This window comes from Cryobacterium sp. PH31-AA6 (genome assembly GCF_030063195.1).
In the GTDB taxonomy this organism is placed as follows: Bacteria; Actinomycetota; Actinomycetes; order Actinomycetales; family Microbacteriaceae; genus Cryobacterium.
The window spans coordinates 19,836-46,747 of sequence record NZ_JASISS010000015.1 but is presented as its reverse complement, the minus strand read 5'-3'; the positions used below and the strand labels follow the sequence as shown (position 1 = coordinate 46,747).

The 26,912-nt window shown below is 65.0% G+C and carries 23 protein-coding genes and 2 riboswitches; of the genes, 8 read left to right on the top strand and 15 right to left on the bottom strand.

Annotated elements, in window-relative coordinates; genetic code table 11:
• Positions 1–3 precede the first annotated feature (3 nt).
• From QMG61_RS11370 to QMG61_RS11360, 3 genes are all read left to right on the top strand, one after another.
• Entirely contained in the window at positions 4–909 is a 906-nt protein-coding gene (locus tag QMG61_RS11370) for an aldose epimerase family protein (protein ID WP_283494444.1), read from the top strand.
• 31 nt (positions 910–940) lie between these two features.
• Positions 941–3,973 carry a glycoside hydrolase family 2 TIM barrel-domain containing protein gene (locus QMG61_RS11365; RefSeq protein WP_283494443.1) on the top strand — a complete coding sequence of 1,011 codons (3,033 nt, stop codon included), beginning with the start codon at positions 941–943 and terminating at the stop codon, positions 3,971–3,973.
• 118 nt (positions 3,974–4,091) lie between these two features.
• Positions 4,092–4,922, top strand: coding sequence for an AraC family transcriptional regulator (locus QMG61_RS11360; protein WP_283494442.1), 831 nt, complete (start codon positions 4,092–4,094; stop codon positions 4,920–4,922).
• Between the two features lie 565 nt (positions 4,923–5,487).
• On the opposite strand, the gene QMG61_RS11355 is transcribed toward QMG61_RS11360, so the two are convergent.
• The 9 genes from QMG61_RS11355 to QMG61_RS11315 form a co-directional block, all read right to left on the bottom strand.
• On the bottom strand, positions 5,488–5,898 hold the full coding sequence (locus tag QMG61_RS11355; protein WP_283494441.1) for a DUF4913 domain-containing protein: 411 nt from the start codon (positions 5,896–5,898) through the stop codon (positions 5,488–5,490).
• Entirely contained in the window at positions 5,891–7,645 is a 1,755-nt protein-coding gene (locus QMG61_RS11350) for a type IV secretory system conjugative DNA transfer family protein (RefSeq protein ID WP_283494440.1), read from the bottom strand. The genes QMG61_RS11355 and QMG61_RS11350 overlap by 8 nt, the downstream gene beginning before the upstream one ends.
• Before the next feature lie 73 nt (positions 7,646–7,718).
• Positions 7,719–8,792 (bottom strand): hypothetical protein, encoded by a 1,074-nt coding sequence (locus QMG61_RS11345; protein ID WP_283494439.1) that lies wholly within the window; start codon positions 8,790–8,792, stop codon positions 7,719–7,721.
• A 7-nt stretch (positions 8,793–8,799) separates the two neighbouring features.
• Complete coding sequence (locus tag QMG61_RS11340) at positions 8,800–10,338, bottom strand: putative type IV secretion/conjugal transfer ATPase (RefSeq protein WP_283494438.1); 1,539 nt, start codon at positions 10,336–10,338, stop codon at positions 8,800–8,802.
• Positions 10,335–12,038 (bottom strand): hypothetical protein, encoded by a 1,704-nt coding sequence (locus QMG61_RS11335; protein ID WP_283494437.1) that lies wholly within the window; start codon positions 12,036–12,038, stop codon positions 10,335–10,337. The genes QMG61_RS11340 and QMG61_RS11335 overlap by 4 nt, the downstream gene beginning before the upstream one ends.
• On the bottom strand, positions 12,035–13,438 hold the full coding sequence (locus tag QMG61_RS11330; protein ID WP_283494436.1) for a hypothetical protein: 1,404 nt from the start codon (positions 13,436–13,438) through the stop codon (positions 12,035–12,037). The genes QMG61_RS11335 and QMG61_RS11330 overlap by 4 nt, the downstream gene beginning before the upstream one ends.
• Complete coding sequence (locus tag QMG61_RS11325; RefSeq protein WP_283494435.1) at positions 13,438–14,163, bottom strand: hypothetical protein; 726 nt, start codon at positions 14,161–14,163, stop codon at positions 13,438–13,440. Before QMG61_RS11325 ends, QMG61_RS11330 begins: the two co-directional genes overlap by 1 nt.
• 36 nt (positions 14,164–14,199) lie before the next feature.
• Entirely contained in the window at positions 14,200–14,514 is a 315-nt protein-coding gene (locus QMG61_RS11320) for a hypothetical protein (protein WP_283494434.1), read from the bottom strand.
• A gap of 3 nt (positions 14,515–14,517) precedes the next feature.
• Complete coding sequence (locus QMG61_RS11315; protein ID WP_283494433.1) at positions 14,518–15,510, bottom strand: nucleotide-binding protein; 993 nt, start codon at positions 15,508–15,510, stop codon at positions 14,518–14,520.
• A gap of 561 nt (positions 15,511–16,071) precedes the next feature.
• On the opposite strand from QMG61_RS11315, the gene QMG61_RS11310 reads away from it, so the two are divergent.
• The 3 genes from QMG61_RS11310 (at position 16,072) to QMG61_RS11300 (ending at position 19,284) form a co-directional block, all read left to right on the top strand.
• Positions 16,072–16,395, top strand: coding sequence for a hypothetical protein (locus QMG61_RS11310; RefSeq protein WP_283494432.1), 324 nt, complete (start codon positions 16,072–16,074; stop codon positions 16,393–16,395).
• 127 nt (positions 16,396–16,522) lie between these two features.
• On the top strand, positions 16,523–16,846 hold the full coding sequence (locus QMG61_RS11305) for an ArsR/SmtB family transcription factor (protein WP_283494431.1): 324 nt from the start codon (positions 16,523–16,525) through the stop codon (positions 16,844–16,846).
• Positions 16,847–17,418: 572 nt separating this feature from the next.
• Positions 17,419–19,284, top strand: a complete 1,866-nt coding sequence (locus QMG61_RS11300) for a bifunctional DNA primase/polymerase (RefSeq protein WP_283494430.1) — start codon at positions 17,419–17,421, stop codon at positions 19,282–19,284.
• A gap of 112 nt (positions 19,285–19,396) precedes the next feature.
• Here the strand turns inward: QMG61_RS11300 and QMG61_RS11295 are convergent, their stop codons facing one another.
• On the bottom strand, positions 19,397–19,921 hold the full coding sequence (locus QMG61_RS11295; protein WP_283494429.1) for a hypothetical protein: 525 nt from the start codon (positions 19,919–19,921) through the stop codon (positions 19,397–19,399).
• A gap of 317 nt (positions 19,922–20,238) precedes the next feature.
• Positions 20,239–20,347: riboswitch (TPP riboswitch) on the top strand.
• Between QMG61_RS11295 and QMG61_RS11290 the strand changes: the two genes are divergently transcribed.
• Positions 20,341–21,663 carry an MFS transporter gene (locus tag QMG61_RS11290; RefSeq protein ID WP_283494428.1) on the top strand — a complete coding sequence of 441 codons (1,323 nt, stop codon included), beginning with the start codon at positions 20,341–20,343 and terminating at the stop codon, positions 21,661–21,663. It overlaps the preceding riboswitch by 7 nt.
• Here QMG61_RS11290 and thiD read toward each other — a convergent pair.
• From thiD to QMG61_RS11265, 5 genes are all read right to left on the bottom strand, one after another.
• A complete protein-coding gene (thiD, locus tag QMG61_RS11285; RefSeq protein ID WP_283494427.1) occupies positions 21,660–22,529 on the bottom strand; it encodes a bifunctional hydroxymethylpyrimidine kinase/phosphomethylpyrimidine kinase in 870 nt (289 codons plus the stop codon). The genes QMG61_RS11290 and thiD overlap by 4 nt on opposite strands.
• Positions 22,517–23,173 (bottom strand): thiamine phosphate synthase, encoded by a 657-nt coding sequence (locus QMG61_RS11280; protein ID WP_283494426.1) that lies wholly within the window; start codon positions 23,171–23,173, stop codon positions 22,517–22,519. Before QMG61_RS11280 ends, thiD begins: the two co-directional genes overlap by 13 nt.
• Positions 23,170–23,973, bottom strand: a complete 804-nt coding sequence (gene thiM / locus QMG61_RS11275; protein WP_283494425.1) for a hydroxyethylthiazole kinase — start codon at positions 23,971–23,973, stop codon at positions 23,170–23,172. Before thiM ends, QMG61_RS11280 begins: the two co-directional genes overlap by 4 nt.
• Positions 23,974–23,982: 9 nt before the next feature.
• Positions 23,983–25,716 (bottom strand): phosphomethylpyrimidine synthase ThiC, encoded by a 1,734-nt coding sequence (gene thiC, locus QMG61_RS11270; protein WP_283494424.1) that lies wholly within the window; start codon positions 25,714–25,716, stop codon positions 23,983–23,985.
• Positions 25,714–25,822: riboswitch (TPP riboswitch) on the bottom strand. Its footprint overlaps the gene before it by 3 nt.
• Before the next feature lie 122 nt (positions 25,823–25,944).
• Positions 25,945–26,259 (bottom strand): hypothetical protein, encoded by a 315-nt coding sequence (locus QMG61_RS11265; RefSeq protein ID WP_283494423.1) that lies wholly within the window; start codon positions 26,257–26,259, stop codon positions 25,945–25,947.
• Positions 26,260–26,747: 488 nt separating this feature from the next.
• Here QMG61_RS11265 and QMG61_RS11260 point away from each other — a divergent pair, with 488 nt between their 5' ends.
• Positions 26,748–26,900: a hypothetical protein gene (locus QMG61_RS11260; RefSeq protein ID WP_283494422.1), complete on the top strand. Its 153-nt coding sequence runs from the start codon at positions 26,748–26,750 to the stop codon at positions 26,898–26,900.
• The last annotated feature ends 12 nt before the right edge of the window (positions 26,901–26,912 follow it).

The following is a 26,912-nucleotide window of genomic DNA, read 5'->3' as shown; positions in this document are numbered from 1 at the left end:
ACGATGACGGCACCTGCCGCTATCAGGCATCGATTGGTGGGCCCGGGCGGTGGCGTCGAGGCGGTCATTTCGAGCCGGGCGGCCGCGCTCTGCGCGCTCAAGGTTCGTGGGGTTGACTTGGTAGATCCGGCAGTGTCCCCTCGAAATTCCTCGATCGCGGGAGCCGTCCTGGCGCCCTGGCCGAACCGCGTGGATGGTGCAACCTGGAGTTTGGACGGCCGTGCGCAGCGGCTCGAAATCACCGAACCGGAGTTTGGGCACGCCATCCACGGGCTCCTGCAGGACCGGGACTACGACGCGACGGAGGGTCCGGGAGAGGTGACGCTGCGCACGCTCCTGTCGGGCGCTGCCGGCTACCCCTTCCGGATCCACGTCGAGGTCAGCTATGCCCTCGACGACAGCGGGATCGTCGTCACGAATCGAATCCGGAACTTGTCGGAGTGTGATGCGCCCGTCGCTCTGGGAGCGCATCCCTATCTGTGTGCCGGTCCCTTGCCGGTCGAAGCGTTGACTCTGACAGTTTCCGCGGAGCGTGCGCTCGTCCTCGACGACACGCACATCCCACGGGGCGACTTCGCCGTGGCGGGCACGGCCTGGGATTTGCGTGCCGGTCGCCGGGTGGGTGATGCCGTGCGGCACGCCACTTACACGGGACTCGATCCGCACCGCGGCCGGCTCGTGCACCGGCTCAGTTCGGACGACGGAACCGCGACCGAATTGTGGGCACATCCCGATTTCGCCTGGCTGCAAATCTACATTTCGCCGGGGTTCCGGAGCGACGCCCGCCATTCGGTGATCGCCATGGAGCCGATGACGGCTCCCCCCAATGCACTCCGCACAGGACAGGGCCTACGCTGGCTCGCGCCGGGCGAGCTCTGGGAGCTCGACTGGGGCATTCGACGTGCCTGACTCCCCTGACGACGACGTAAGGATTGCCCCCATGCAGACGAACACGTACCTAACCGACACCACACCGGGATCAGGCGCGCACCGGGCTCCGCGATCGTGGCTTCGAACGGATGCGCCGACCCTTTCCCTCGACGGCGATTGGCGCTTCCGGCTGCTGGCCGGTGCGCCAGGCGCCCCCGGAGCCGAATCGGTACTCCCCTCGGGAGAGTCCGCTGAGGCCGTCGCGGACAACGATTTCGACGACTCGGGTTGGGACACCATTTCGGTGCCCGCTCACTGGGTGCTGGAGGGTAACGGTGCCTACGGTCATCCGATTTACACCAACACTCAGCTGCCCTTTCCGCTGGACCCGCCGTTCGTGCCCGATGCCAATCCCACTGGCGATTACCGGCGCAGCTTTGAGATCCCAGGCTCCTGGGCTGGTGCGGATGGTGTCGCCCTGCGTTTCGAGGGCGTCGAGTCACGCTACAAGGTCTGGGTGAATGGGGTCGAAGTCGGTGTGGCCAGTGGCAGCCGCCTGGCCCAGGAATTCGATGTCGCCGACCTACTGCATGCGGGCACCAACCTGATCGTCGTGCGGGTGCACCAGTGGTCGGCCGCCAGCTACCTGGAAGATCAGGACCAGTGGTGGCTACCCGGCATCTTCCGCTCGGTGACCTTGCAGGTGCGGCCTCGCGGCGGCATCGAAGACCTTTGGCTGCAGGCCGGCTACCACGACCCAGCTGGCACCCTTGAGGTCGAGGTGCGCGGGGCCGAATTCCCTGTACGCCTCGTCGTCGCCGAACTCGGCATCGACAGAACCTGGCAGACGGCCGACGATGTCGACGTTGTCCAGGTCCCCAAGGTCGATCCGTGGAGCGCTGAGCACCCGCGCTTGTACGACGCCATCGTATCCAATCCCATGGAGGCGATAACGGTGCGGATAGGGTTTCGCTCAGTGCGGATCGACGGCGATCGCTTCCTCGTCAACAGCCGCCGAGTCGTCTTCCATGGAGTCAACCGACATGAGACGCATCCCGACCGTGGCCGAGTATTCGACGAGGAGTTTGCCCGCGCCGACTTGGCCCAGATGAAGCAGTTCAACGTCAATGCCATCCGGACCAGCCACTACCCACCCCATCCGCGCCTGCTGGAGTTGGCGGACGAACTGGGCTTCTGGGTCATCCTGGAGAACGATCTTGAAACCCACGCCTTTCACAAACCGGGCGACCCCCACGAGTGGTCGGGCAATCCGAGCGACGACCCCGATTGGCGAGACGCCTACCTAAACCGTATCGAGCGCACGGTCGAACGTGACAAGAACCACCCGAGCATCGTGCTGTGGTCCCTCGGGAACGAAGCGGGAACCGGCGAAAACCTTGCCCAGATGGCCGACTGGGTGCGCTTGCGTGACCCCGGACGGCCGGTTCACTACGAGGGTGACCACGCAGGCGCGTACACCGACGTGTATTCCCGGATGTACTCCACCATTGCCGAGACGCGAGCGATCGGCCAGGACGACGATGCATCCGTGCTGCTGAATTGTTCGGCAGCAGAATCCGCTCAGCAGCGCTCGAAACCATTCCTGCTCTGCGAGTACGCCCACGCCATGGGCAACGGCCCCGGCGCGATCGATCAATACGAAGACCTGGTCGATCGCTTCCCGCGCCTGCACGGGGGTTTTGTGTGGGAGTGGCGCGACCACGGCCTCCGCACCCGCACCCCCGACGGCACCGAATATTTCGCCTACGGTGGCGACTTCGGTGAGCCCGTGCACGACGCGAATTTCATCATGGACGGCATGGTGCTCTCTGACGGAACGCCCTCGCCTTCCCTGCACGAGTGGAAGCACATCGTCGCTCCGATACGGTTTCACTTTTCCGCCGATGGCGTTGCCGTCGAGAATCGTCATCATTCTGTCGACCTGTCGGGTTTTCTCGTCCGGTGGACCAGGACGGTGCATGGGTATGTGATCGAGCGCGGCGAGCTGACCCTGCCCTTCACCGTGGAAGCTGGTTCATCCGCCACCGTGCCGCTGCCGGTGTTCACCCCCGCAGTGGCCACACCGGCCGGGGAAGACTGGCTGACCGTGGAGGCGGTGCTGGCGTCCGATGTAGCTTGGGCTGCTGCTGGACACGTCGTCGCAACGGCCCAGCACAGGCTCTCCTCACCGTTGCCGGCTCACACAGGGCAGCGCCAGACCGATGCGGCACCTAACACCTCCCTCGTCCGCTTCGACGGAGGCCAGCTATCAGCTCTTGCGGGCCTGCCGGTCTCGGGACCGCTCGCTGAACTCTGGCGAGCACCGACGGACAACGACAACGGCGGCAACGTCACCGGTGATTTCGGAAGCTACGACTCTAGGGACCCGTGGGCGAACAACGGGTTTGGCGTTCCCGCCCCCTCGTCGGCCGAACTGTGGCGGCGGGCGGGCCTGGATCGCCTTATGGGGCGCACCGAGGGTGTCGCGCAGGGTGGTGCGCGTCGTCGCCTGCGCTACTCGGCGGCAGATGCACGGGAGGGCCTGTTGGTCGATGAACGCTGGTCGGATGAGGATGGCTCCGCCCTACTCACCGTCTCCATGAATCCCACCGGGAGCTGGCGCATCCACTGGCCGCGTCTGGGCGTGCGTTTTGCGCTCCCGGCGACCGTCGACCAGGCTGAGTGGTTCGGTGCGGGGGAACGGGAGTCCTACCCCGACAGCCGCCGCTCGGCGCACGTCGGACGCTATCAGTCCGATCTGACGGGATTGGTGGTTGACTACGCCCGCCCACAAGAGAGTGGCCACCATAGCGAATTTCGGGAGCTGATCCTCTCCGAAGGCGGCTCCCCCTGGCTGAAGATTGAGGCCATGCCAGATGGCCGCGGACGGCTGCCTGGCTTCACTCTCCGCCGCCACACGACTGCCGACGTGGCCGCGGCCGCGCATCCGCACGACCTGCCTGAGTCCGACCGGGTATACCTCTGGCTGGATGCCGCTCAGCACGGGCTGGGTTCGCGCGCGTGCGGTCCGGACGTGTGGCCCGATCACATCCTCCGTCCCGAGGCGCGCACAATCACGATCCGATTGACATCGCTCCGATGAAAGGAGTATTTGGGCTCAACACTGACTTGGCACCTATCCTCGGGAGGGACGCATAACAGGGAAAGAGGCGAGGGTGGTAAAGCCTGAACTGGTCGCAGACGGGTTCCCGGGACAGAGGATGCTCGTTCTTCCGCGCCCGCAAGTCGAACTCGCCCTGCAACGGCCCGTCACGCGTAACCTTCTCGTTACCGATTGCGGCTACTTCCCCCACGCCGAGCACCACGGATGGATTCGGACGCGTCCGATCCGGCAGCTGGTCCTGATCCTGTGCGTGCGTGGGCAGGGCTGGTGCGAAGCGGCCGAGGGACGATTCACCGTGAAAGCCGGTCAGGCGCTACTCCTGCCGCCCGCACTTGCGCACTCCTACGGGGCCGACGCCGCGGATCCGTGGACGGTCTGGTGGGCGCATCTCGATGGCTCGAGCGTCGAAGACTTCATGCGAATCGCCGCCCTCACTCCCACCTCAGTGGTGCGGGAGATCCCGGACATTTACGCCAGCGTCGCCCTGATGGAGGAGATCATCCGGTGGATGGAGCGCGATACAACAGAGTCCAGTCTTGTGCACGCTTCCGGAGCGGCCTGGCACCTCATGACGTCCTTGGCGTCGTCCCGTCCGTCTGGCGCGGGAAACACACAGGACATGGTCGAACGTGCGGCCGAGTATCTGCGCGATCACGTCAATCGACGGATCAACGTTTCCGATCTGGCGGACATGGCCGGTATGAGCGCCTCCCATTTCGCAGCGGTGTTCAAGAAACACACGGGAGTTCCCGCAGTTACCTACCAAACTCAGCTCAGGATGGCTAGCGCGAGGGGGTTGCTCGACACGACCAATCAGACGGTTGAGGACGTCGCCCACGCTGTTGGCTACGATGACTCGTTCTACTTCTCACGGCAGTTCAAGAAAATTCACGGCGTCTCACCGACCGCGTATCGGCGGCACGACTGAAGTCGCGCGCCCGATTCGCCGGGTCGGATAGCCTCGATCCACCGGTGAGGCTGGGGAGTTAACGGCGCGTTAGAGAGGAGCACTCATGGTCGCGAAGCGAACAACGCCCATTCCCGTTCGGCGTGCTCTAACGCTAACTTGGCACGGACATTCAGACGTTGGCGTCAACTTCTCGGGTTGACTGCTGTGCAGGTCGCCGACACAAGCTTGAATCGGGGCAGGGAGGTGTCAGCCTTGGGACCGCGCGGCGTGTCTTCCGGGCACGGGGAATCATTGACACGGTGATTGAGAGTGCCGACCCATATCGCAGCGACATCGCCCGGCTTCGCTTTACCAGAACGCTGTCTTCGCTGAAGCCGCAAGTCCCGCTCACTGCCTCGCCCGCGACAGGCACACCGTCGGAAAACTAGCCGGAACGCGACCTGACACGACGCGCTTAGCGTTCAATCCTGTTCCGTTACTACCAAGACCCCAACCCCCGTCGAACAGCCCCATTTGCGCTGACAAATCGTCGAATATTGATTAATTTCTGTCGGGGTACGTTCTAAAAAACACGGTGTCACCTTCAGCTGAGCTCGACGTCGTCCGGCGGCATCGCCGCCGGCACGATCTGGGCGGTTGTGTCTTTACGGCGGTAGAGGTGTCCTTGGTCGGGGTCGCAGTCGCGGAAGGGCCCGTTTCCTTTGTCGAAGATGACGGCGGCGTGGCGGTCCCAGTGGTTGATCCACCAGGAGGAAACGGCGCCGGCGTCGCCGTCCATGACGCTGGCGTCGGCTTGCATGCTGGCTTGCCAGAGGGCCTTGAACCGGGCGACGACCTCCGGGTGTAGCCACCATTGGGTGCACCACGGTGTTGGTTTGGTGCCGACGACCTCGACGGTGGCGAGGTGTCCGGTCAACCAGTCGAGGAACATTTGGCGAACGTCGACCGTGTCCTCCTCAGGGCCGGTCGAGTCGTAGTCGTCGTACTCAGCCATGGGCTACCGCCTCCGCGGGAATGGTGTCGTCCGGCACCGGCACCGGCACCGGCACCGGTTCCGGCCTGGGGTTCGCGGTTCTAATTTGGGTGCGGTTGATGGTGGTGGTGAGGGTTTTGTCGCGGAACCAGGGGACGGTGTTGACCATGACGGGTCGGCATTTGGAGCTGAAGACGATGGCGCGCCATTCGGGGAGGGAGCCGAGGGCGGCGATGTCGAGGGTGTTGACCTTGCGGGTGTTGGTGGAGGTGGACAGCTGGCCGTCTTTGCCGGTGGAGCTGCCGTAGGTGATTTCGTCGTGTTCACCGATGAGGGCGGCCAGGGAACGGAGGAAGTCGTCGTCGCCGGATCCGCCACCGAAGACCCGGGTGGCGGCGGCGTCCCAGAGGGTCTGCCAGCCGTCTTTCCCGAACGCGTCGATGGCTTGGGCGCGGGATTGGAAGTAGGAGTTGAGGATGATGCCCATCGACCCGTAGAACGAATACACCGAGGGCAGTTCGGGCCAGCGGACGATGTTCGCGCACTCGTCGAGCTCCATCACGAGCGGGACCGGGAGGCGGCCGCCGTTTCGCTGCGCGGCCGTCTCAGCGGTTTTGCAGATCGCACGGATGAGGGCGGTGAGAATGGCACCACCGGATCCTTCACCGTCTTTGGAGAGGAGCACCAGGGTGTCGGTGCTGGTGATGAACGCGGCCGGGTCGAACCGGCGGACCCCGGTCGTATCGGTCCAGGCGAGGAGGTCGTCGTCAGCGAGAGCGGACGCCATCCGCTGCGCGGTCGCGTAGACGCTGCCCTTGGTTTTGTCCGGCCAGCTCAGGATGCCCTCGATGGTGGAAGATGGCCCGGTTTTCCCGTGCCGGGCGAGGATCTGCTGCACGTCGTACCCCTCGGCCCGGGCAATCCACGCGAACACCTGGGACAGGGGTTCGTGCTCGAGGGCGGCGGCGTAGAAGAAGTACGCGAGCATGTCCCGCCCGGCGGTATCGAACTGGGAATCCCCACCCCGGTCCGAAGCCTTCCGGGTGGAGGCTTCAAAGATCGCGGCGAGCTCCCGGGCGTCCGCGGCGCTGCGAATGTACTCGAGCGGGTTGAACACGAAATCAGGCTGCGGGTCGAGGCGGTAGATGCGGTTGGGGTCGAAGATGAACGCCTGCCCGTGTTCGGCGCGCCCGGCGAGGGTTTCGCGAACGCCGTCGACTTTGTTGGACGTCATGATGGCCGCGCCGGGGGCTTCGAGCATGTGCCGGATCACGAGGGCGGATGTTTTGCCGCGGCCGGTGCCGAACACGTACACACCCAGGTCCCGCCACCCCTGATACACCCACCGGTTCCCGCGCCCGACGAGGCGGCCGACCCGCTCCCCCGGAGGCAGGTTCACCGCGGCCGGGTGCAGCTGCGCGGCTTCCTTGGCCCGCAACTTCGAGCGCAGCACGGCGGATTGCCGGGTTGTGGCCATGTGCCGGAGCGCGACGTTGTTGCGCTTGGTCGACGCCCACTGGGCTTGCTTGGCCAGGATGAATGCGAACAGGGCCACCGCGAGGATCAGGGCGACCAGGCTTGTCCAGGTTGCGGCGGGCGGCCACGGTGCGTCCCGGAACAGGAAGCCCCCGGCCAACGCGGCCGGGTTCCACGGATACAGGGTGCCGGTGGGGGTGATCATCGCGCCGACGTGCACGGCCACGAGGAGGCCGGCGGCCGCGAGGACGGCGAGGAGCCCGGTCATGATGCGGGCTTTCCAGTCGATCACAGGGTTCTCCTTGCCGCCACAAACACGGACTGTCTGGGTTTCGGGGTGGCGTGGTGCGCCTGGGGGTGGGGCATTAGTTGCTGAGTTTCATGGGGTCGGTGCTGTTGGGATCGACGGCGATGTGGACGTGGTTGCAGTCGTCCCGGAATTGCTTCATCGACAGGTCCAGGCTCACGCCGGTGTCGGCGCGGCACTGGTTCTGGCCGGCGCCGGACCCGGCGGGCATCACCGGGCTGAGTGCCTTCAAGAGCTTCAGGGCGTTCGCGTCGGCGCCGGTGGTGGGCATCCGGTCGAAGGAGTAGAAGTCGACGGCGTGGCCGCCACCATTCGCGGAGTGCGGCGAGGAGAGCCCGGAGCCGAGGACCTGGCCGGTGCAGGCCCGGTTGATGTCGGAGATCCCGACCCGCTCGAACATGTTCGTCGCGATGGTGATGACTTGCAGGATGCGGGTGTCGATGCCGCAGTTCGGGCGGGTGTCGCCGTCGGCGATCCACCGGATCTCGCGCAGGTGATCCGGCGACAAACCCGTGATCGCTCCCGCGTCGATCTTGACCACAAGGGCGGCTGCCAACGCCTGGGCGTCACCGCTGACGCCGGCGGCACAGGCTGCGTCCCCGGTGGTGAGAGCGGCCACGACTTCTTTCGCCTGGTCGTAGTAGGTCGTGTAGTGGTTGGGGTCGGCGTTGATCTGGACGGCGTGCGCCGCCGCCGTGGGCGCCAGCGTGTCCCAATTTGGGACAGTGACGAGGCGCTGAAAGAAGAACCCGGCTGCTTGGGTGGGGTTCATGCGTTCGGCGAGGGTGCCCCAGGTGTTGCGCTGCTGGAACAGGCCGCGGGAGTCGGGGCCGACAGCGTCGCCGTAGGTGAGGTTGCGGAGTGCGGATTCGCCCATCGCGGTCATCACGGCGATGGTTTGCCCGTGCACGTTGACCCCGGCGGTGGCGCCGGCGTTCATGATCAGGGCCGCGTTAACGAGCTGGTCGCCCTGATACCCGGCGACCGGTGAGCGTTCGGCGGCGCCCTGGGGGTTCGCCGCGACTGCCGCGCAGGCGCTGGTGCCGGGGCTGCCGCCAGTGACGAGCAGCAGCCCGGTGAAGAGGACCACGAGCAGGAGCACTGCTGTGGTGCCGAGGATGCCTTTCTGCATGGGCGGGTTAGGTGGTGGTGTTGCCGGCGGCCATGGCGGAGTCGGTGTTGGTGACGTCCACTTCCCAGTCCGAGCGGATGTGACGGATGTGGGTTTCCGGGTTGGACCCGTACTTGAACACGCAATGCCCGGGGTTCAACCCCATCAGCGTCGCGGCGGTGTCGGGGGCGAAGTTGAAGGTTTCTTGCGCCCACCTGGCGTCTTCGGGCCGGTCTTGGCGGAACGCGTACACGGTTTGCGCTTCTTGGACGACGGTGTAGCCGGGGCTGTCCGCGGGGATGTCGGTGCCTTTGTGCATGACGAAGACGTTCGAGATGCCCAGGGACCGGGAGAGTTTCTGGTTGGATTTCACCAGCTGCGCGGAGGGGCCGCCGATCATGTGCCAGCCCTCTTCGTAGATCACGTTGGTGACGAAGCCGCGTTCTTCGCGCAGGCGTCCCATCAGCCACATGTTCCCGATCGCCATCACGGTGGGGATGGCGGGGCCGGAGTCGGGGAGCTGGGAGATGTCGAAGGTGGTGAGTTTGTGGGAGAGGTCGACGTGGCGGCTGGTTTCGCCGTCGAAGACGCCGGCGTAGGTTTCGAGGAGGTTTTGCAGGCCGAACCTGATCGATAGGCCCGCCTGGTGGAACCGTTCGGAGGCGTCCCCGGAGAGTCCTTGATCGGTGGGCACCAACCCGAGGAACGGCATCAAATCGGTGGTGGTCGCGGCCCGGCGGGTGTCCTGGAACTTCTCGAACAAGAGTTGCAGGGCGTACCGGGTGGCTTTCTCTTCCCATTCCGTCGCAGCGGTGTCGTCGCGGGCGATGCGGGCGACAGCGTTGATGAGCAGCATTTGGCCTTGCAGTCCGGTGCCGCGGGCGATGAGGGGGTCCATCAGGTTGAACCGGGTGCCGGAGCCGTCGGGGTCGAAGCGGAGGGGTTCGGTGCCCATGCGGCGGGTGAGGGCGGCGTATTCGCCTTCGCCGCCCTCGTCCTTCTTGTCAAACACCACCGCCCGGTGATTCTTCAGCAGCAGCGGCCGCATCACCATGACCGTTTTCGTAAACGACGACTTCCCGGACCCGACGGTGCCGATGATGAGGACGTTGGGTGAGGTGAGCTTCCGGGGGGTGGCGTTGTAGGCGGTGGGGGCGTCGTGGCTGATCATCGTGGACGAGAGCGTGTCGGTGCCGTTAACGACCCCGTCAATGCCGGTCGGGGCGCCGATGATGCCCGTGTTCAGAATCTCCGCTTGCCGGGTCGTGGACGGCGCCCCGGCCAGGCGGGGCGCGTACCAGCCGCGCGCCGCCGCCCCCGGCGAGGCCCGCAGCACCGACCCGGGACGCTCAAACGGTGGCACATCCACCGGCCGCCGACCAGGCCCCGCAACACCAGCCCCGGTGCCCGTTTCGGTGGCTTCGGTTTCCCCGGTGAGGGTGGGCGGGATGGTGGCCGTGGGGGTGAGGAAGATTTTCAGGCCCGGGACGCTGCCGTACCAGGGCTTCCGCACCGGGGCAGCACGCTTTTCGGGGGTGTCGGTGGGCCGGGGTGTGGGGTGGGTCATGAGATGGCGTCCTTGTCGGTGCGGCCGGCGAGGCGGTTGATGGCCCGGGTTGCCAGGGTTGCGCCTGCGGGGCGAAGGCCCCGGCCGATCGGCCAGGTGGTGCCGGAGGCGGCGGATTGGAAGGAGTCTTGCCAGTCGAGGCGTTCAATGCCCAGGCCCGTCGCACAGGCTTCCTCGAGCTGCCGGGATGCCTGGCCCAAGTCCGCCCGGGTGGGCGCGGAGATAGTCACGAAGCCGATCCAGTCGACGCCGTGGTGGTGGGATCCGGCGGCGAGGTCCGCGGAGCGGCGCTGCGCGGCGGACATGCGGGTGCTGCTGTCGTCGGAGATGAGGCGGCCCTTCTGCTGGTCGGCGAGGACCCCGGCAAGGTCGCGGACGACGTCGGCGCGCGCTTTCGCTTTCGCCTGCCCCGCCGGCACCAAGTGCAGATGGAAGGACACCGAGCGGACAAAGCTCAGCTCCCGCCCGATGAGGAGGTCCAGGGACCAGAGGGGGCTGCGCCCGGCGACGGCAAGGTTCTCCCCGTGGATGGCCGCGGTGCGGTGCCACCACGTCACCGGCGGGCACACCGGCCCGGCCCCGGTCATGACGAGGGTGGTGGGGTCGATGTCGTCGACGATGTGCGCGGAGAACTCGTCCCGGGACGTAATCCCGGCCCGGAGCGGGTCGACCGTGCGGGTGAGGTCGATGGGGAGGTGTGGGTTCTGCTGGTGCAGCATCAGGGCTGTGGTTTGCTTGGCGGTGAGGGCTTGCACGTCGCCCATCCGGGCTTCGTTCAAGCCTTGTTCGGTGGCGTGAATCTGCCCGGCCATCAGCGCCCGCCAGGCGTCCCGGCCGGTCCCGTATTTGCTGGCGGCGTCGGTGAATTGCTGGGTCAACGGCCAGGACACGACCACGTAGTGGCGTTGCACCATCGCGTTGGCACTGGATTTCCGGATCACTTCGTCGTAGGAGAGTTTCTGCGCCTCAAACGAGGCCCGCTGCGCCTCCGACCAGGTTTCCTGCACCGGTTCCAGGCGGGTCTTCACCCACAACTGCTGGCGGGCGGAGTCTGGCGGTAACACCCGGGTGAGGGTTTGCACGTTCCGGATCAACGAGGAGGGTGCGGCGCGGCGGGCCAGGAACTTGCCCCACGCGTTCGCCGCACGGGTCAGGGCGGCCGCGGTCTCCATCCCCCGCAACTGCCCCGACACCGAAAACGCCACCGACAGGTAGGGTTCCTCACCGATCGGGGCGTGCCAGGCAATGCCGGGCATGTTGGAGGCGTATTGGAGCCAGCCCATACCGTCGGCGCCGTCCGGGTTCGCCCGCATCTTCACCGCCGCGCGCTCCGCGGCCTGCTTCTCGCTCTTGGTGCCGCGGAGGATGGCTTCTTGGAGCTGGTCCCACGCCCCGACTTCGTAGGGCACGAACTCGTCCGTGCCGAGGCGTTTCCGTGCCCGGGCGCGGGCGCGCTTCCGGCGCCGCTCGAGGACAGTGCCACGGTGGGTGCGGGCGGTGGTCAGCATCGTGATGCCCACCCCCGACACCGCCACGATCAACGCCGGCAGGCCGGCCCCGATGACCATGCCGACCATGCCGCCAGCGATGAAAACGCCCAACAAGATCACACGGGTCTTGGAGGCGGTGCCGCCGAAGAACCCGCGGTGCCCGGACTCCCCGCCCAGGTAGCGGATGTGGGACTGCGGGGTGTCACTCACGAGACGGAGTCCTTTCCATAATGTTCCTCGTGGTCCTCGACCGGTGCCACGGCCGCGTCCGTGACCGAATCAGTGACCTTCTTCGTCGCCTCAAACCCCGCCACCGCACCGGCGGCAATCATCGTCGGGATACCAATCGCAGCCCCCGCACCGGTCGCGGACTCAGCCGCACCCGCGGCCGCCATCCCACCCTCGGCAGCGACCGCACCGCCGCCTGCCGCAGCGGCGCCGGCGGTGGCCCCGCCCGTAGCGGAGCCGACCGACGCGGCCTCGGAGATCGACGACGTCGCCGCTTCACCCTCAGCAGGCGAACCGCCACCGGTACTGCCCTGGCCCGTGCTGCCGCTCGAGGACGGTGAACTCGACCCGCCACCGCCGCTGGTTTCGGGGCCGTTGTCGGAGTATTTGGCGTCGGCTTGCTGCATCGACTGCGACCCGATGTTGGGTCCCACGGGTGCTGTCCCGCCGCCACCGGTGGGGATCACCGGGGCGAACTTCGTCAAGGCGAGCGGGGCGAGACCAGCCATGAACAACGCCAGGATCGACACGACCAGCGTGACGGTCTTCGCGAGGGTGGGGGTGTCAGAGAACGCATCGACCTGCGCGCTCATCATGCTGTACGCGATCGCGAGCAAGAAAAACAACAGCGGGTGGGAGGCGAGGATCCCGAACCACAGGTATGCGATCTTCGACCCGAACTTCCGTTTCTGCGGGTCCACGATCCACACGAACCCCAGCGGGAACAGCACGCCGGAGAAGTACAGGGTGATGAGCCGCACGATCAGCATCAACAGCACGACGAGCAGTCCCAGGATCATGAAGAACATCAGAATCACGCCGAGGACAGCGCCGCCGGCCAGGCCGGACCCGTCTTCCTCGGAGAGCATCGTGGAGAACTTAGCCACAATCGTTTCGGAGTTGCTGGTGACACCCCAGGCGATGAGTGAGTCCGAGAGGGCGCCGAAGAACTTCACCAGGAACGCGCCGAGCGCGGGACCGAACATGGCCCCGAGGATGAAGGCGGGCCCGTAGAGGGTGAGGGACTCCCCCAGCTCCCGGCCGGACTGGTGGCCGCGCGCGGTGCGCACGATCTGCGGGATCAACAGGGCCACGAACACAAAGATCGCCAGGGCAAACGACACCCGGTACGCCTGAATGAACCAATCCGCCGTCAGATCCGGAAGCGTAGCCTGCGTGAGCGTCGGCAACACAGTGTCCGAGAGACCCTTAGCCGCTTCCTGCAACAGCTTGAACGAATTCCCCGCGGGGTCGGACCAGAAGTCCGCCACCCCCGCTGCCGTGTTGACGACAGCGCCGACACCGCCTACTGCGTTCCCGACTCCATCGGCGAGGTTCGTTACACCGCAAACGAAGACGTTGCTCTCGCAGTCAGGATTCATCAGCAACCCGCCGTGTAGCGCGTGCCGCCGGCGGCAAGTTTCTCTTGATCGGGAGTGCCGGCACTCTCGAGATGCCACGCGCCGTCTTCCCAAACCATCGTTTGGGTTATAATGGCTGCTTTCGTTGGGCTGAGTTCGCCGTTGACGACGTACCCTGCCGCGATGTTCACTTCGACCTTGTCGGCAGTCGAACCCTCCGAGATCATCCACAGGCCGTTCGTGGTCGACAGATGGAACGGGGTGTCCGCGGGGACTTGCCCCGAGGTCATGTCGATACCCGCAGTTGCCTCGTAGGCGGCCGCGATGTCGCGAAACGATTCATTCGCCGTGGAGGCCATGATCGCTGCACTGACGGTGTCCGCGTCGGTGACGTTGGCCGCCGGGTTGGGGTACTGCCACAGCCACCGGTAGTACGCGGTAGCTGCTTCTACTGCTCCGTAGGTCGTGTGTTTGGCGTCGGCTTGGGCGGTGAGGACCATGTTGACGTTGCGGTCTTGGCCGCCGAGGCATCCGGTGGGTGCGACGTCGTCCCCGATGCCACCGGCACCATCGGTGCCCGTGGGCGTCGGCGTTGGTGTGGCTGTGGCCGTGCTGGGTGCGGCGTTCGGCGGCGGGGTGGGGCGGGTGGCGGTGTAGGCGATGCCTCCGCCGATGGCGATGACGAGGGCGGCGGCCCCGATGACGATGGGCCAGCGGCTACGGCCGGATGCTGTGACCATTCGCATGGTGGGACTCCTTGGGTTGGACGTTGGTTGTGTGGGTTAGCCGGCGAAGGAGAGGACGGCGCCGACGATGATCGCGAGGCCGGCGAGAGCGGCGAGGGAGATGCCGGCCCAGACGGCTTTGCGGCGTCCTTGGGCGTGGGCTTGCGGGTTCGGGTTGGTGTCGCCGGAGGCGCCGGCCATGGCAACGATGCCGAAGATGAGGAAGCCGATGGACACGAGGATCCCGATGGCCCAGAGGGCGGCGATGAGTTTCTGCCAGAGGGCGGTGAATTCGGCGCCGCCGAAGGAGAAGTCGGGCAGGATCCCGTCGAGAGGGTTGTCGATCGCTGCTTGGAGCAGGAGGTCGTGCATGGGTTAGGCCTTCCGGTTCTGTGTGGGGGCGGCGGAGACCGCGGATTGCAGGGCCCGGACCACGCTGGCGGCGGCTGCCACGAACGCGTCCCGGGTGGCGGGGTTGAGGCTGCCCAGGGTGAGTTGGCCGCGTTCGGCGATGTGGGTGTCGTAGGGGATCTCGTGCAGGGCTGATACGCCCGCTTGGTTGAGGAGGCGTTCGACTTCGTGGCGGACGGCGTCGTTCTCGGGGCGGCCGTCGGTGAGGCGGATGGCGATGGCCCGGTTCGCGAGCTCCGCGGAGGGCCCGCCTTCCGCCCGGAGTTCCTCGAGGAGTTGGATGGCTTCGAGGACGGAGTCGCCGGCGTTCATCACGGGGATCACGAGGACGTCGGAGACGGACACTGCGCCGCGGAACGCGGAGGAGGTGGGGACGTTGCCGGAGTCCATGACGCGGATGGAGTAGAAGTCATCGATGACGTTGGAGACTGCAACGACGGATTCGCCGGTGAGGCGGTCGCGGCGGCCGGTGGATCCGATCACGGACGCGAAGGATGTTTGCGGGGCCGTGTATCCGGCGAGGCGACCGGCGGTGCCGATCTGGTCGACGTCGCGGACGAGTTCGCCGAGGCCGAGGAGGGGGTTGCCCTCGGCGCGGAAGTTCAGGGCGCCGGGGTCGTCAGAGACTTCGAGGATCGCGACCGATCCGCCGCGGATCGCAGCCAGCACTCCCCCGAGCAGCAAAGCGGTGGGAGTCTTCCCCGTCCCGCCCTTGGGGTTGTTCACCAGGACCGAGACCGCCCGGGTCCAGGTCGCTTGCCGCACCGTGGTCTCGTGCGTGGTGCGCAGCTCCGTCCGGCGCCGCTCCCTCAGCTCGGCGGCACCCGGCCCGACCGGCAGTCCCAGACTGGCCAGGGCCCCGCGGAACCCGGTGGTGGCTTTAGCCGGCGCCGTCGGGCGAGACGCGGCAGCCAGACCTGCGGCGGAACCGCCGAACAGCACTGACGTGCTGACCAAGTCGACTGTAGCGGCCACCGTTGATGTCGATGTGGCCGACTCCAACGGGGCAGTCTCCTGTACGGCGGCCGGCGCGGATGCTGTAGCCAGGGCTACTCCCCCGGGGGTGCTGACTGTGGTTTTGGGCCGGCGCCGGGGCGGCGCAGGGGGCGTGAGGAGGGTGTCTTCCTCGATGTAATCTCCGGCGCGGTCTGCCGCTCCGAAGACGTCGCTAGGGGCGCTGCGACCTGTGTCACTCATGGGCGGGATGTCCTCTCGAATTTTTGGCTAAGTGGCAAAGAGAAACAGGAAGCCCCTTTAGGCCTCGACTAGTCTCTCGTCTTTTTCCCCGACAAGGCACCTGAACGGGGGGTGTGTTCCGCCTGTGGATGTGGTCCTAACCGCTTGAATGACGTGGATTGTAGGGCGAGCGGCCGGAGCGCATGGAGCTTCGAACCTACGGGCGGCCACTGACATCGACGGGTTGTTTAGGTTGCAAACGTAAATAGATGCGTTTGCATTAACCGCAGCGCGGTCGCGGCGAGCCCGCGACCGAGGGTGATCCACGCCAGAATTGAGCGCATGGCCCGCGACGACAATCTGATGAAGCATGCCCCTGACCGGGTGGCACTGTTCCAAGAGCTGTTTTCCGCGCCCTCCCGCGTCCTGGTGCTCCGCGCCCTGCTGCCCAAGCCGCTCAGCTACAGCGAGCTGTTCGATGCCATCGGGGACACGATGAGTCGCCCCGCAGTCCACGCAGCCTTGATCGATCTTCGGGGCATGGGCTATATCGAGGACGATGCCGCCGCCGACGTTCTGCGCCGGCCGCCGGGAACGATGTTCACCGCGCGACGGGATCTCGTGACCCGCGACTTCGGGCAGGTGCTCGAGTTTGTTCTGGGCTGACCACTCCCCCACTGGGCGAGTGTATTTGGCCGCCCGGTTGCTCGACTTCGTCATAAGCTAATCATATAATGATTAGGGTTGACGTCGTCAACGATGGAAGAGGGCGGAGGTCGGGCAGAATGGCACAATGCCCCGCTATGTGCGTCCCCATCATGATGAACTCGTGGAGGCCGCGATCGACGCATTTGGGAACCGGGCTCGAGTGGCAATCCTCAAGCACATCCGTGAGAACGGGCCATGCACACGCTCCGACATCGCCACAGCGCTCGGCATCGCTCCGCCGACGGCGTCCAACCACCTTGCTGCGCTCGAGACTGCGGGACTCATCGAGTCCACTCCCCCGCGCAGTGAAGCCAGAAGCGGCCAATGGGTGCGCTACACAGTCATCCCAGAACGCGTCACAGAGCTCTACGTGGCTCTGGGTGAGTTCCTCGGACAATCACGGCTTTAATCGAGTCGCTCCCGCGTGGCGCGCACTCTTGAATGGGTTTAACGACAAGATCGTTTCCATGGCCGTTACTAAGGGAAGCAGGATTCGTCGGGACCACACCCCCACGGTGTTGTTCCAAACGCGAGTCGACCCCGCGATCCGCGCGGTAGTCAATCAAGCCGCAGCCGCAAGTGGCGTCTCCACCGGTATCTACCTGGAAGCGTTGCTGCGCCTAACTCTCGCGGACCAGGGCCAACTGCCTGTCCTCGACCTCATTCGCGACCCTAAAGAGGAGTTGCTCATCCCAGCCGCTTAAACGAAAGAGCCCGTCGCTTTCGCGACGGGCTCTTGCAAGTTTCGTAGCTCCAACCCTGTGTGCTTGCCGGCCAGGGGGTTCGAGCTAATCCAGATCAACAGCCCTCACGGGAGGTTTCTCTATGTCCCAGAGCATAGCGCACGTACTCCAGAATGCACCCGGAAGTGTGTCCGGCGTGTCTGGCGTGTCCACCGAAGCGTGGACAGCCTGGGCTTTGACGCGCCGGATGAGTCCGCGCGATCAGGTGCGTGTGATGAAGCGGGACGCGTATGGGCGTGTGGACGAGAACAGTTACCCCCTGATTCACCGTGTGGGGCCGGCTGAACCCACGACGCCGTGGGCGATGAACCTGGCCGATGAGGCCGGGTTGTTCCGGGTTCTGTGCTTTGACTTCGACGGCAAGGACAAGCACGGCGTTGACGCCGAGTTGATGGAGGAAGCCGTCGATGAGTGCGACGTGCTCTCCCACATGATGGATGCTCTCTCGATCGAGCATGTCGTGTGCCAGTCCTCTGGGACCGGTGGCCGTCACATCTGGCTCGCCCTCCAGGGCGGCGCCCCGAAACTCGCCGTCGCCCCCGTGGCGAGTGCGGCGCGGGCGAATTTCCGCCGTCTGGACCACGGCATGCTCCTGAACGCTGTTACCGGTGCTGCGCGGCCGCCGTTGTCCCCGCACCGCGATGGCAGCCATTCCACGGTCCTCCGCGGCAACCTGAACAGCTTGATCGTCCCGTCGACCACGACCGCTGACCTGGCCGCCCTGGCCGCTGTCCTCGAAGCGGCGAAACCGTCCCTCCGCACGGAGGACAGCGCCCCGTCGGGCCCGGTGACCGCGCGCCACCAGGCGCACCGGCGCCTCAGTGCGGCCGGTACCGCCCATATGGCCACTATCGGTGGTGGCAGCAACCCGAGCTGGACGGGGTTCATGTGTCTGCTCGCGGCCGCGAATGCGGGCTGGCAGCTCGTCGATGTCGAGCGCGCCATCACGACCGCCCCGGGTTTGGAACACTTCCGGACGAAGAACACCGGCCGCGGCGACCGCCGCCCCCGCAGCAAGGCCGAGGCCCGGGCCCGGTTGGGCCGGCAGTGGGACAAAGCCCAGCAGTACGCAGCCCTGCAGCGCCCGCTGCCGGCGGTGCGGGAGCCGCAGGACCTGTCCGAGTTGGACGCCATCGTGACCGATGTCGAAGCCCTCCTGACCCGGTTCCGGGTCAGCCCGGGCCGGTGGGGCCGGACCGAGGCGTCTTCGAATCAGCAGACCATTCTCCGCGCCCTGGCCTACCTGACCCTGCAGACCGGCAAGCGCACCGTCGCTGCCGCCATCCGGGACCTGGGCCCGATGGGAGGCCTCGGCCGCACCACTGCAGCCGACGCACTGACGGCCCTTGCTGAGGCTGGGTACGTCGAGCGGGTCAGTGCGAGCGATGACGGCAACGCCGCCGAATGGCGCCTAGCCTCCACGTTATCCACAGGTCCCAGTACAGTCCGGTCACAACCATTAGATAACCCCCGCCCCCCGCAAGAAATCCCGTCGTCGCCGGCCCGTTCTGCAGCTGAGCTCTTTAACACCCGCACGCATCTCGTTGCCCTGCTCGAGGAACAACTCGTCGACCAACGCCACGACCTCTTCACCCGCCGCGGCCTTGGCCACCTCGCCGGGAAGCTCTACGCCCTGCTGCGCCAGCACCCATCCCTGACCATTGACACTGCAGCTCGTCTCCTGGGCGTCACTGCCCGGCACACCGCCACGATCCTCAGTCGCCTGCGTCGTCACAAGCTCCTGGTCGTTCACCGTGATGGGTGGGCCAGGTCGAAGCAGGATCTTCGGAACCAGGCGGCCCTGCAGCTGGGCGTGCTCGGAACCCTTGTAGCCCGAGCGGAGCGGTATCGGATTGAGCGGGAGGTGTGGGCGTGGTGGCGAGCGGAATTGACCACGATGATGTCGGCGCCCCGCAGTCGTCCTCGGCGCCCACATGTGTCGAGCCGGCCGTTGTTTGAGGCGAGTGGGTCGGGTGAGCGGGTGTGGCCGCGGTATCCGCGGGCCAGCACGAACCTGGCTGATCACCGGGCTGCGCTTGAGCTGGTGGGGGCAGGGTTGCTCAATCCGGAGAATCGGTGGCAGTACCTGGGCGAAGCGGCGTAGTGAGTACCGCCTACGGAGCGGTGGGGGCTGTGGAAGTGAAACAGTGATGGCCCGTTTCGGGTGCGGGGCCATCACTGTTTTGTGCCCCGGTGGAAGGCTCCTGGGAGTGCGCTTATTCGAGGATGCCGCAGGCGGCTGGGTCGGTCGCTTCTGCAGGCAGGTTGGGGTCGAGTTCGCTTGCACCTCGGCCGAAGTCGTACTCACCGTTGCCGTTGTAGTCGACGCCATGGATCACGACGACGCCTTCACTCTCGCGAATGGAATCGGCGATCTCTTTCGCCGTTCCTGTTCCGTCCGGTCCCGGGTAGCCCGTTCCCGCGACTTTGGTGATGCCGATGTTATCGCGGCTGTAGTGGTAGCTGCCGCTCTCAGACACCGGGAAACGAGTCACATCCAGGAAGCTTGCGGGAGTCGTGTCGCCTGTCGTGTTCAGCGACACGACGACCGGTCCGTATGCGGGAATCCCTTCCACGGTGTTCAAGCGGCCATCACCGTTGCTGTCCAGTGCCAGGGTGGGGCACTCGTTCAACGCCTGCTCGCCGTAGTGGATGTGCTGCGCATGCGGGGCGTCTGGCGTCAGCCCAGAAGCGTGCACCTCAATGTGCTTGATCCTCTGGTTGCGAACTGTCGCTGTCACAGTTCATGATGCCCCGGAGCCGTTGAGCTCCGTGAGGTCGGCGGACAGCTCTACCGTTTTTTTGCCGCCGGAGTGTTCAGGACTGTGCGCCTGAGCCGCGCCGGACCCGAGTGTGGCCGCAGCGAGCAACGCAACGGTTGAAGCCCCCAGAATTCCCATGGAATATCGTTTGGAGAGATTTGAGGATCTGTCCGGCGGGCTCTTTCCAGATGAGTGGCTTCGGGTTCTCGTTCCAGTCTCTGACCCATTCGCGAATGTCGGATTCGCGTGCTTGAACGCTGGGGTGGTCGATGCGTTCTGGTGAGCACTATGGTGGTGATCATCCACACGGGAGTCCTGATGCAGGGGCTGAGAGGGAGCTGACGCAGCTTCGACCGTTGAACCTGTCCGGGTAATGCCGGCGAAGGAAGTGAGTTTCGGTGCATAGTTCCGTCCAGCCCGCTAACCAGGCGCTTGCCCTCGTTCACGCCGATGGGCGAAGTTCCCCAGCGCCGGCCGCTGTCCGCCGCGCTGTTCGCGGTGGCATTTTCGGAAATTTCGTTGATCAGTTCGATATTTTCCTGCCAGTTATTGCCCTGACTCCAGCGGCTGGTGCGGTGTTCGGTCCGAACAATTTGGTCAGCAACGCCGGTTTGGTTTTTGTTGCCACCCTTCTGGGCCGCCCCCTGGGAGCGGCAATTTTCGGTCCGATTGCTGACCGGTTTGGGCGCACGCAGATGACGAAAATAGCTCTCGCGGGCATCGCATTGACGACGTTTCTCATTGCACTGGTGCCCGGCTATTCGGTGCTGGGTGGTGGAACCCTGTTCATCATCGTCGGATTGCGGTTCCTGGGTGGGGTCTTCCTGGGTGGGGAGTACACATCCGCTGTTCCGTTGGCGATGGAGTGGTCGGTGCCGAGGCGACGAGGTCTTGCCAGCGGGTTGATCATGTGGATGTCTCCCTGGGCGAACGCGACGATCGCGGGGATCGTGTTGGTGCTCCTCAGCACCTTTACCCCGGAAATGTATAGCGTGTGGGGGTGGCGTGTTCCGTTCCTGCTTGGGGCGGCGCTTGCTGCGGCGATGCTGGTGTACTACCGCTTCGTGGTCCTTGATTCGTTGACGTGGACACAGGCAGTGAAGAAGGCGAACCCTCTCAAGGAGATCTTCGTCGGCCCGCAGCGGCGCGCGCTGTTGCAAGTGTTCGTTTTGATGAGTGGTTTATGGCTGATGACTGATATGGCAATTCCCGTTGTGACGGGTGAGCTTCAGGTTGCCTCTCACCTGAGCGCGCAATCGATCTCGTTCACGATGCTGTGTGCGACCGTGGTCTCGGCAGTTGCGATGTTGACGGCGGGTCAGCTGTCAACGGTGATGGGTAGGCGCACCTTTTTCATGTGCTTTGGGGTGCTCGCGGCCGTGGTTGCGCCGGTCACCTTCCTCGCGATATTCCACACGAATGGGCTTCCGATAATCGTGCTGCTGGTAGTGGCACTGCAGGTCGTGACGGTATCCGGTTACGGTCCGGTCGGCGCATACCTCGCTGAGCGGTTTCCTGCGGCCGTTCGCTCCAGCGGGTACGGGGTCGGTTACAGCCTCTCGATCGTGCTCCCCGCGCTCTACCCCTACTACCTGCCGACGTTGCAAGCGGCCCTCGGGCAGCAGACGGCAATCGCAGCGCTCCTCAGCCTCGGCGGTGTGCTGGTATTCATCGGTGGGTTCACAGGACCGGAAACGAACAAGATCAGCTATCTCACCTAAGGTGGCCCCTCCGAAGCGGCCTCCCACAGGTGATGGAAATGGTGGATGGGGCCGTTGCCTGACCCGACCTTCAAATGGTCGGCGTGGAGGAGGCTGTCCTGCAGCCAGGTTTTAGCGGCGGTCAGGGCGGCAGTCCAGTCGCCGAGTTGAGCTTGTTGTGTGGCGACCGCGGCGGACAGGGAGCACCCCGTCCCGTGCGTGTTCGAGGTGTTCACTCGAGTGGCGGTCGATTCGAATAACGCGAGGCCGCCAGTGAGGCGCCCCGCAGCATCCACCAGCGCATCCGGGGATTGCGGGCTGTGCAGGTGACCGCCTTTCACCAGAACGATCACCTCGTGAATTTCGGACAGGCGGTTCGCCTGAGCCACCGCGTGTGCCCAGTCGGTGGCCGGCGGTTCTTGAAGGAGAGCGCCGAGTTCCGCGAGGTTTGGAGTAACCAGATCAACTCGGTTGAGCAACCGGGTGACTGCTGAGACGGCATCGTGATCGAGGAGCCTCGCCCCGCTGCTGGCGATCATGACAGGATCGAGCACGATGATTGGTGGCTGGGCGTGGCTGAGCCACGACTCGACGATGTCGATCGTGACCGTGTTGCCTAGCATTCCGATCTTGACGGCGTCGATCGTGATGTCGTCGCTGACGGCGCGAAGTTGGTGATACAAGAATTCCGGCGGGGGTGTGTGGATCGCTCGAACGCCGTGAGTGTTTTGGGCGACGAGGCAGGTGACGACGGCCATGCCGTATCCGTGATTGGCGGAGATGCTCTTCAGGTCGGCCTGGATGCCGGCCCCTCCGGTGGGGTCGGTTCCCGCAATACTGAGAACGCGGGGAACTCTCAGATGCACGGGATGGTTCACTTCTCCCATGCGGCGACCAGGGCTTTGGCGCTGGCCTCCGGATGGGGCGTTCCACAGATCGCTGACACTACAGCGGCTCCCACCGCGCCAGCTCGGCGAAGGATGGGCATGTCCGCTACCGTAATGCCGCCGATAGCCGCGCACGGTAACGATGTCAGACCGGCAAGCGCTCTGAAGCCGACGACGCCAAGAGGCCGAGGATGGTCCGGTTTCGTTGCCGAGGGCCGGATGACGCCCACTCCGAAGTAATCAACGGTGTTCTCAGGAAGACGGTGGGCATCCGCAATGTGTGCAACCGTGTTGACGGTAAGCCCGATCACCCCATCTGCCCCGACAATTCGCCTCATCTGGAGCGGGGACATATCGCTTTGTCCGATATGCATGCCGTGTACTTTAGCGCCGGCAGAACGGGCAGCTAGGAAAACGTCGACGCGGTCATTGACCAGGAGCAGCGTCTGATCGCCGACGGCATCGGCCGTGCGCATGACAAGATCGTAAAAGTCCAGGTTGCTGGCCGTTTTGTCCCGAATCTGGACCACCCTGATACCCCCTTTGACCGCTGCCCGCACCGTATCCACGACGCCGAGCTCACCACACAATGCGGTGTCCGTGACAAGATATACACCGCCGGAAAAGGCCGGGCGCCCCGTCATGCGATGGTGACTCGCGACTGGATCTGGGCCCCGTCTACCGCAGCCAACGCGTCTATGAACGCAACAGCAAACGTGCCAGGACCGCGCGCGTTCACCGCCGCCAATTCTGCCGCGATCGTATATACAGCCGTGGCCGCTGCGGTTGCAGCCAGCCGGTCTTCTCCCACTGCAAGGAAGGCTGCGGTCACCGCCCCCAGCGCGCACCCTCCACCGGTGACGAGAGTCAGATAGTGGTGCCCGTTGCTGATCCGGAGCACATCCGTTCCGTCCGTGACGAGGTCGGTTGCGCCGGATATTGCCACGGTGGAACCGCAAGCGCGGGCAAGATGGGTAGCTGCCTCCAACGCCCTCTCTGCGCTGTGTACCGTATCCACACCTCGCCCGCCAGTACCTAAGCCAGCCAAAGCCATGATCTCTGAAGCGTTACCCCTGATCGCTGTCGGCGAATACTCCAGCAGCTCTCGCGCCAACGCCGTGCGCACCGGAAGGGCACCCACCGCCACCGGATCGAGAACCCAAGGGTGGCCCGCACGGTGGGCTGCCCGCGCGGCCTCGATCATCGCGATTCGTTGCTCGGCATGCGGGGTGCCAACATTGATCAAGGTTGCCGACGCGATTTCGGCGAACATTCCCGCCTCGTTCGGGATGTCCGTCATAGCTGGGGCCGCACCTATAGCGAGCAACACGTTGGCGGTGAAGTTGGTCACCACCGTGTTCGTCAGACACTGGACGAGGGGGGCGCTTTCGCGCAATTTCTCAAGGAGGGCGCAGACGTCAGCCGCGCCCAGACGCTCGGTCATCGAGGAACTCTACGGTGTGCCGATGACGGGTTCGGGGAGGTAGACCTTCCCACCCGATTCCCGGAACGCCGCCGACTTCTCCTCCATCCCCGCGATGATCTGCTGCTCAGACAAGCCTCCGAACTGGTCGCGGATGTCCTGTGAAATCCGCATCGAGCAGAATTTCGGTCCGCACATCGAGCAAAAGTGGGCCGTCTTCGCCGGTTCCGCCGGGAGTGTCTCGTCGTGGAAGGCCTCGGCGGTGACCGGGTCAAGGGAAAGCGCGAACTGGTCCCGCCACCGGAACTCGAAACGTGCTTTGGACAGTGCGTCGTCGCGTTCGTGAGCGCCGGGGTGGCCTTTCGCCAGGTCGGCGGCGTGAGCGGCGATCTTGTAGGTGATCACCCCTGTTTTGACGTCGTCCTTGTTCGGCAGTCCCAGATGTTCTTTCGGGGTGACGTAGCAGAGCATCGCTGTTCCATACCTAGCGATCTCGGTTGCACCGATCGCGGAGGTGATGTGGTCGTACCCGGGAGCGATATCCGTGACCAGAGGGCCGAGCGTGTAGAACGGGGCGCCATCACACAACTCCTGCTGACGTTCGACGTTCTCCCGAACCAGATGGAACGGAATGTGGCCGGGGCCCTCCACCATCACCTGGACGTCGTATTTCCAGGCCCGCTTCGTCAGCTCCGCGAGGGTATCGAGTTCCGCGAACTGGGCGGCATCATTTGCGTCCGCCGTTGATCCCGGACGCAAGCCGTCGCCGAGGGAGAACGCCACATCGTAGCGAGCGAAGATCTCGCACAACTCGTCAAAGTGCGTGTAGAGGAAGTTTTCCTGATGATGTGCCAGACACCACCCCGCCATGATCGAACCGCCGCGGGAAACTATCCCCGTCACCCGGTCGGCGGTCAACGGCACGTACCGGAGCAGCACACCGGCGTGGACGGTCATGTAGTCCACGCCCTGTTCGCACTGCTCGATCACGGTGTCGCGGTAGATCTCCCACGTGAGCGCGTTTGCTTCACCATTGACTTTTTCGAGAGCCTGGTAGATCGGCACTGTACCAATTGGCACCGGAGAGTTGCGGATGATCCACTCCCGAGTCGTGTGAATGTCATCACCAGTGGAGAGGTCCATTACCGTGTCTGCGCCCCATTGAGCCGCCCACTGAAGTTTGTCCACCTCTTCGGCGATTGAACTCGTCACCGCAGAGTTACCGATATTGGCGTTGATCTTCACCAGGAATGCTTTACCGATGATCATCGGCTCGGATTCTGGATGGTTGATGCTGTTGGGAATGATCGCCCGACCTGCAGCCACCTCGGACCGCACCAGTTCCACATCACAGTTCTCGCGAAGGGCCACAAAGCGCATTTCCGGGGTGATCACACCCTGTGTGGCGTAATACATCTGCGTGACCGTCTTACCGGGCAGTGACCGGCGAGGTGTGGGTTTCTCGCCCTCCCACTCGGCGGATGCGGCCCCCCTTCGGAGCGCCGCACGCCCGTCGTCTTCCAGATTACGTTGCCGCCCGGAATACGCCTCCGTGTCACCACGCGCCTCGATCCACGCAGAGCGAAACGGAGGCAAGCCGTGCACCGGATCACTCCCCGGCCCCTCGGTGCGATACACCGTGAACGGTTCGTTCACGTGACCGTTCGGCGACACCTCGAGAGCGATCTGCGTCACCGGGACACGTATGCCGTGCTCGACATCATGCACGTATCCGAGCGTGTGGGATGAGTTGACAGGTTCCATTCGCGGACTCCTACTTCCTTCGCCGGCATTACCCGGACAGGTTCAACGGTCGCAGGCCGCGTCAGCCTGATCTCAGCCCCTTGCAAGGGCACCCGTGTGGATGAGAAGCACACTAACATTCCTTCGACCGCAACGGCGAAAGGAAGGTGTTCGTCATGGACAAAGCGATCCGGTCTGTCAATTGAGTGGCTGCGTCTCTACACGGCGTAACAGGGCCACTTGGAGATATCAGCTGAAAGACTGAGCGGCGATCTTGATGGGGCGGCTTGTGCCAGCCGCTCCCCGCCGGCGCAAACCCCAGTGCAGGGTGAGCAGCATGAGAGTGGCATGTACGACGAGCGTCATAGCGAACACGGGCAGGGCGATATCCCGGCCACCCGGGATGAAAACAATCGCCAGCACCACGGAGCCCACAACGAGAACGGTGACCAGTAGGAGCGTCGCGAGGATGACGAGCGTCGGCCGCCAGCCCCGTCGTGAGCGGGTCGTAGCGCGGTTACTCCCGGGGTAATCGGGCGGCGCAACAGACTGTGAAGTCGTCATGTCGCTATCCGCGCGCAATCGTCCGCACCCATCTCGGGCCGGCCTGGGTGGGCCCGACCTCGAAAGTCCCCCACTCACCTCACTGTCGTCCTCCCCTCCCCCGGCGCCGGCACGAAGGTCGGAGCCTGGTGGCACCAGGTACACGCCCCTTGGGGATGAGGCGAAACGGCGGTCCGGCCGCCGTCCCCCTTTCACCGAAGTGGAACCGCTTCGCGGCCGGTGATATCAGAGTGACTTCACTCTGAAGCCACGGCTGACGCCGTTACGAGCGTGATGGAGCCGCTGCGCGGCGCTGTTCGCTGGGCATTTTTGTCCTTTCTGGCGTTTCACCGTAGCTCCCTCTCGTGCCTGCGTTGCCCGCATTGTCGGACGCGCCCTGCGGGCTTATTTCGCCCGGCACTGCGGGCACTTCGGCCCTCCCGGTCGCTATCGATTTCTCGTGCCAGATAGGGCAAAAAAACAGTTGGTCACAAGAGAAAGAGAACCCCATGGATGAGTCGGATTACAGCCACGAGAACACCTATCCCCGGGAGCGGTACGCGGACGGGTGCGCCTGCAGCGGATGCCGCTCAGAGGGGGCCGTTGATACCCAGCCGGGCGAAACCTGCACCGCCAGCCGCTACGCCGACAGCTTCGCCTAGACCGAGGGGAAA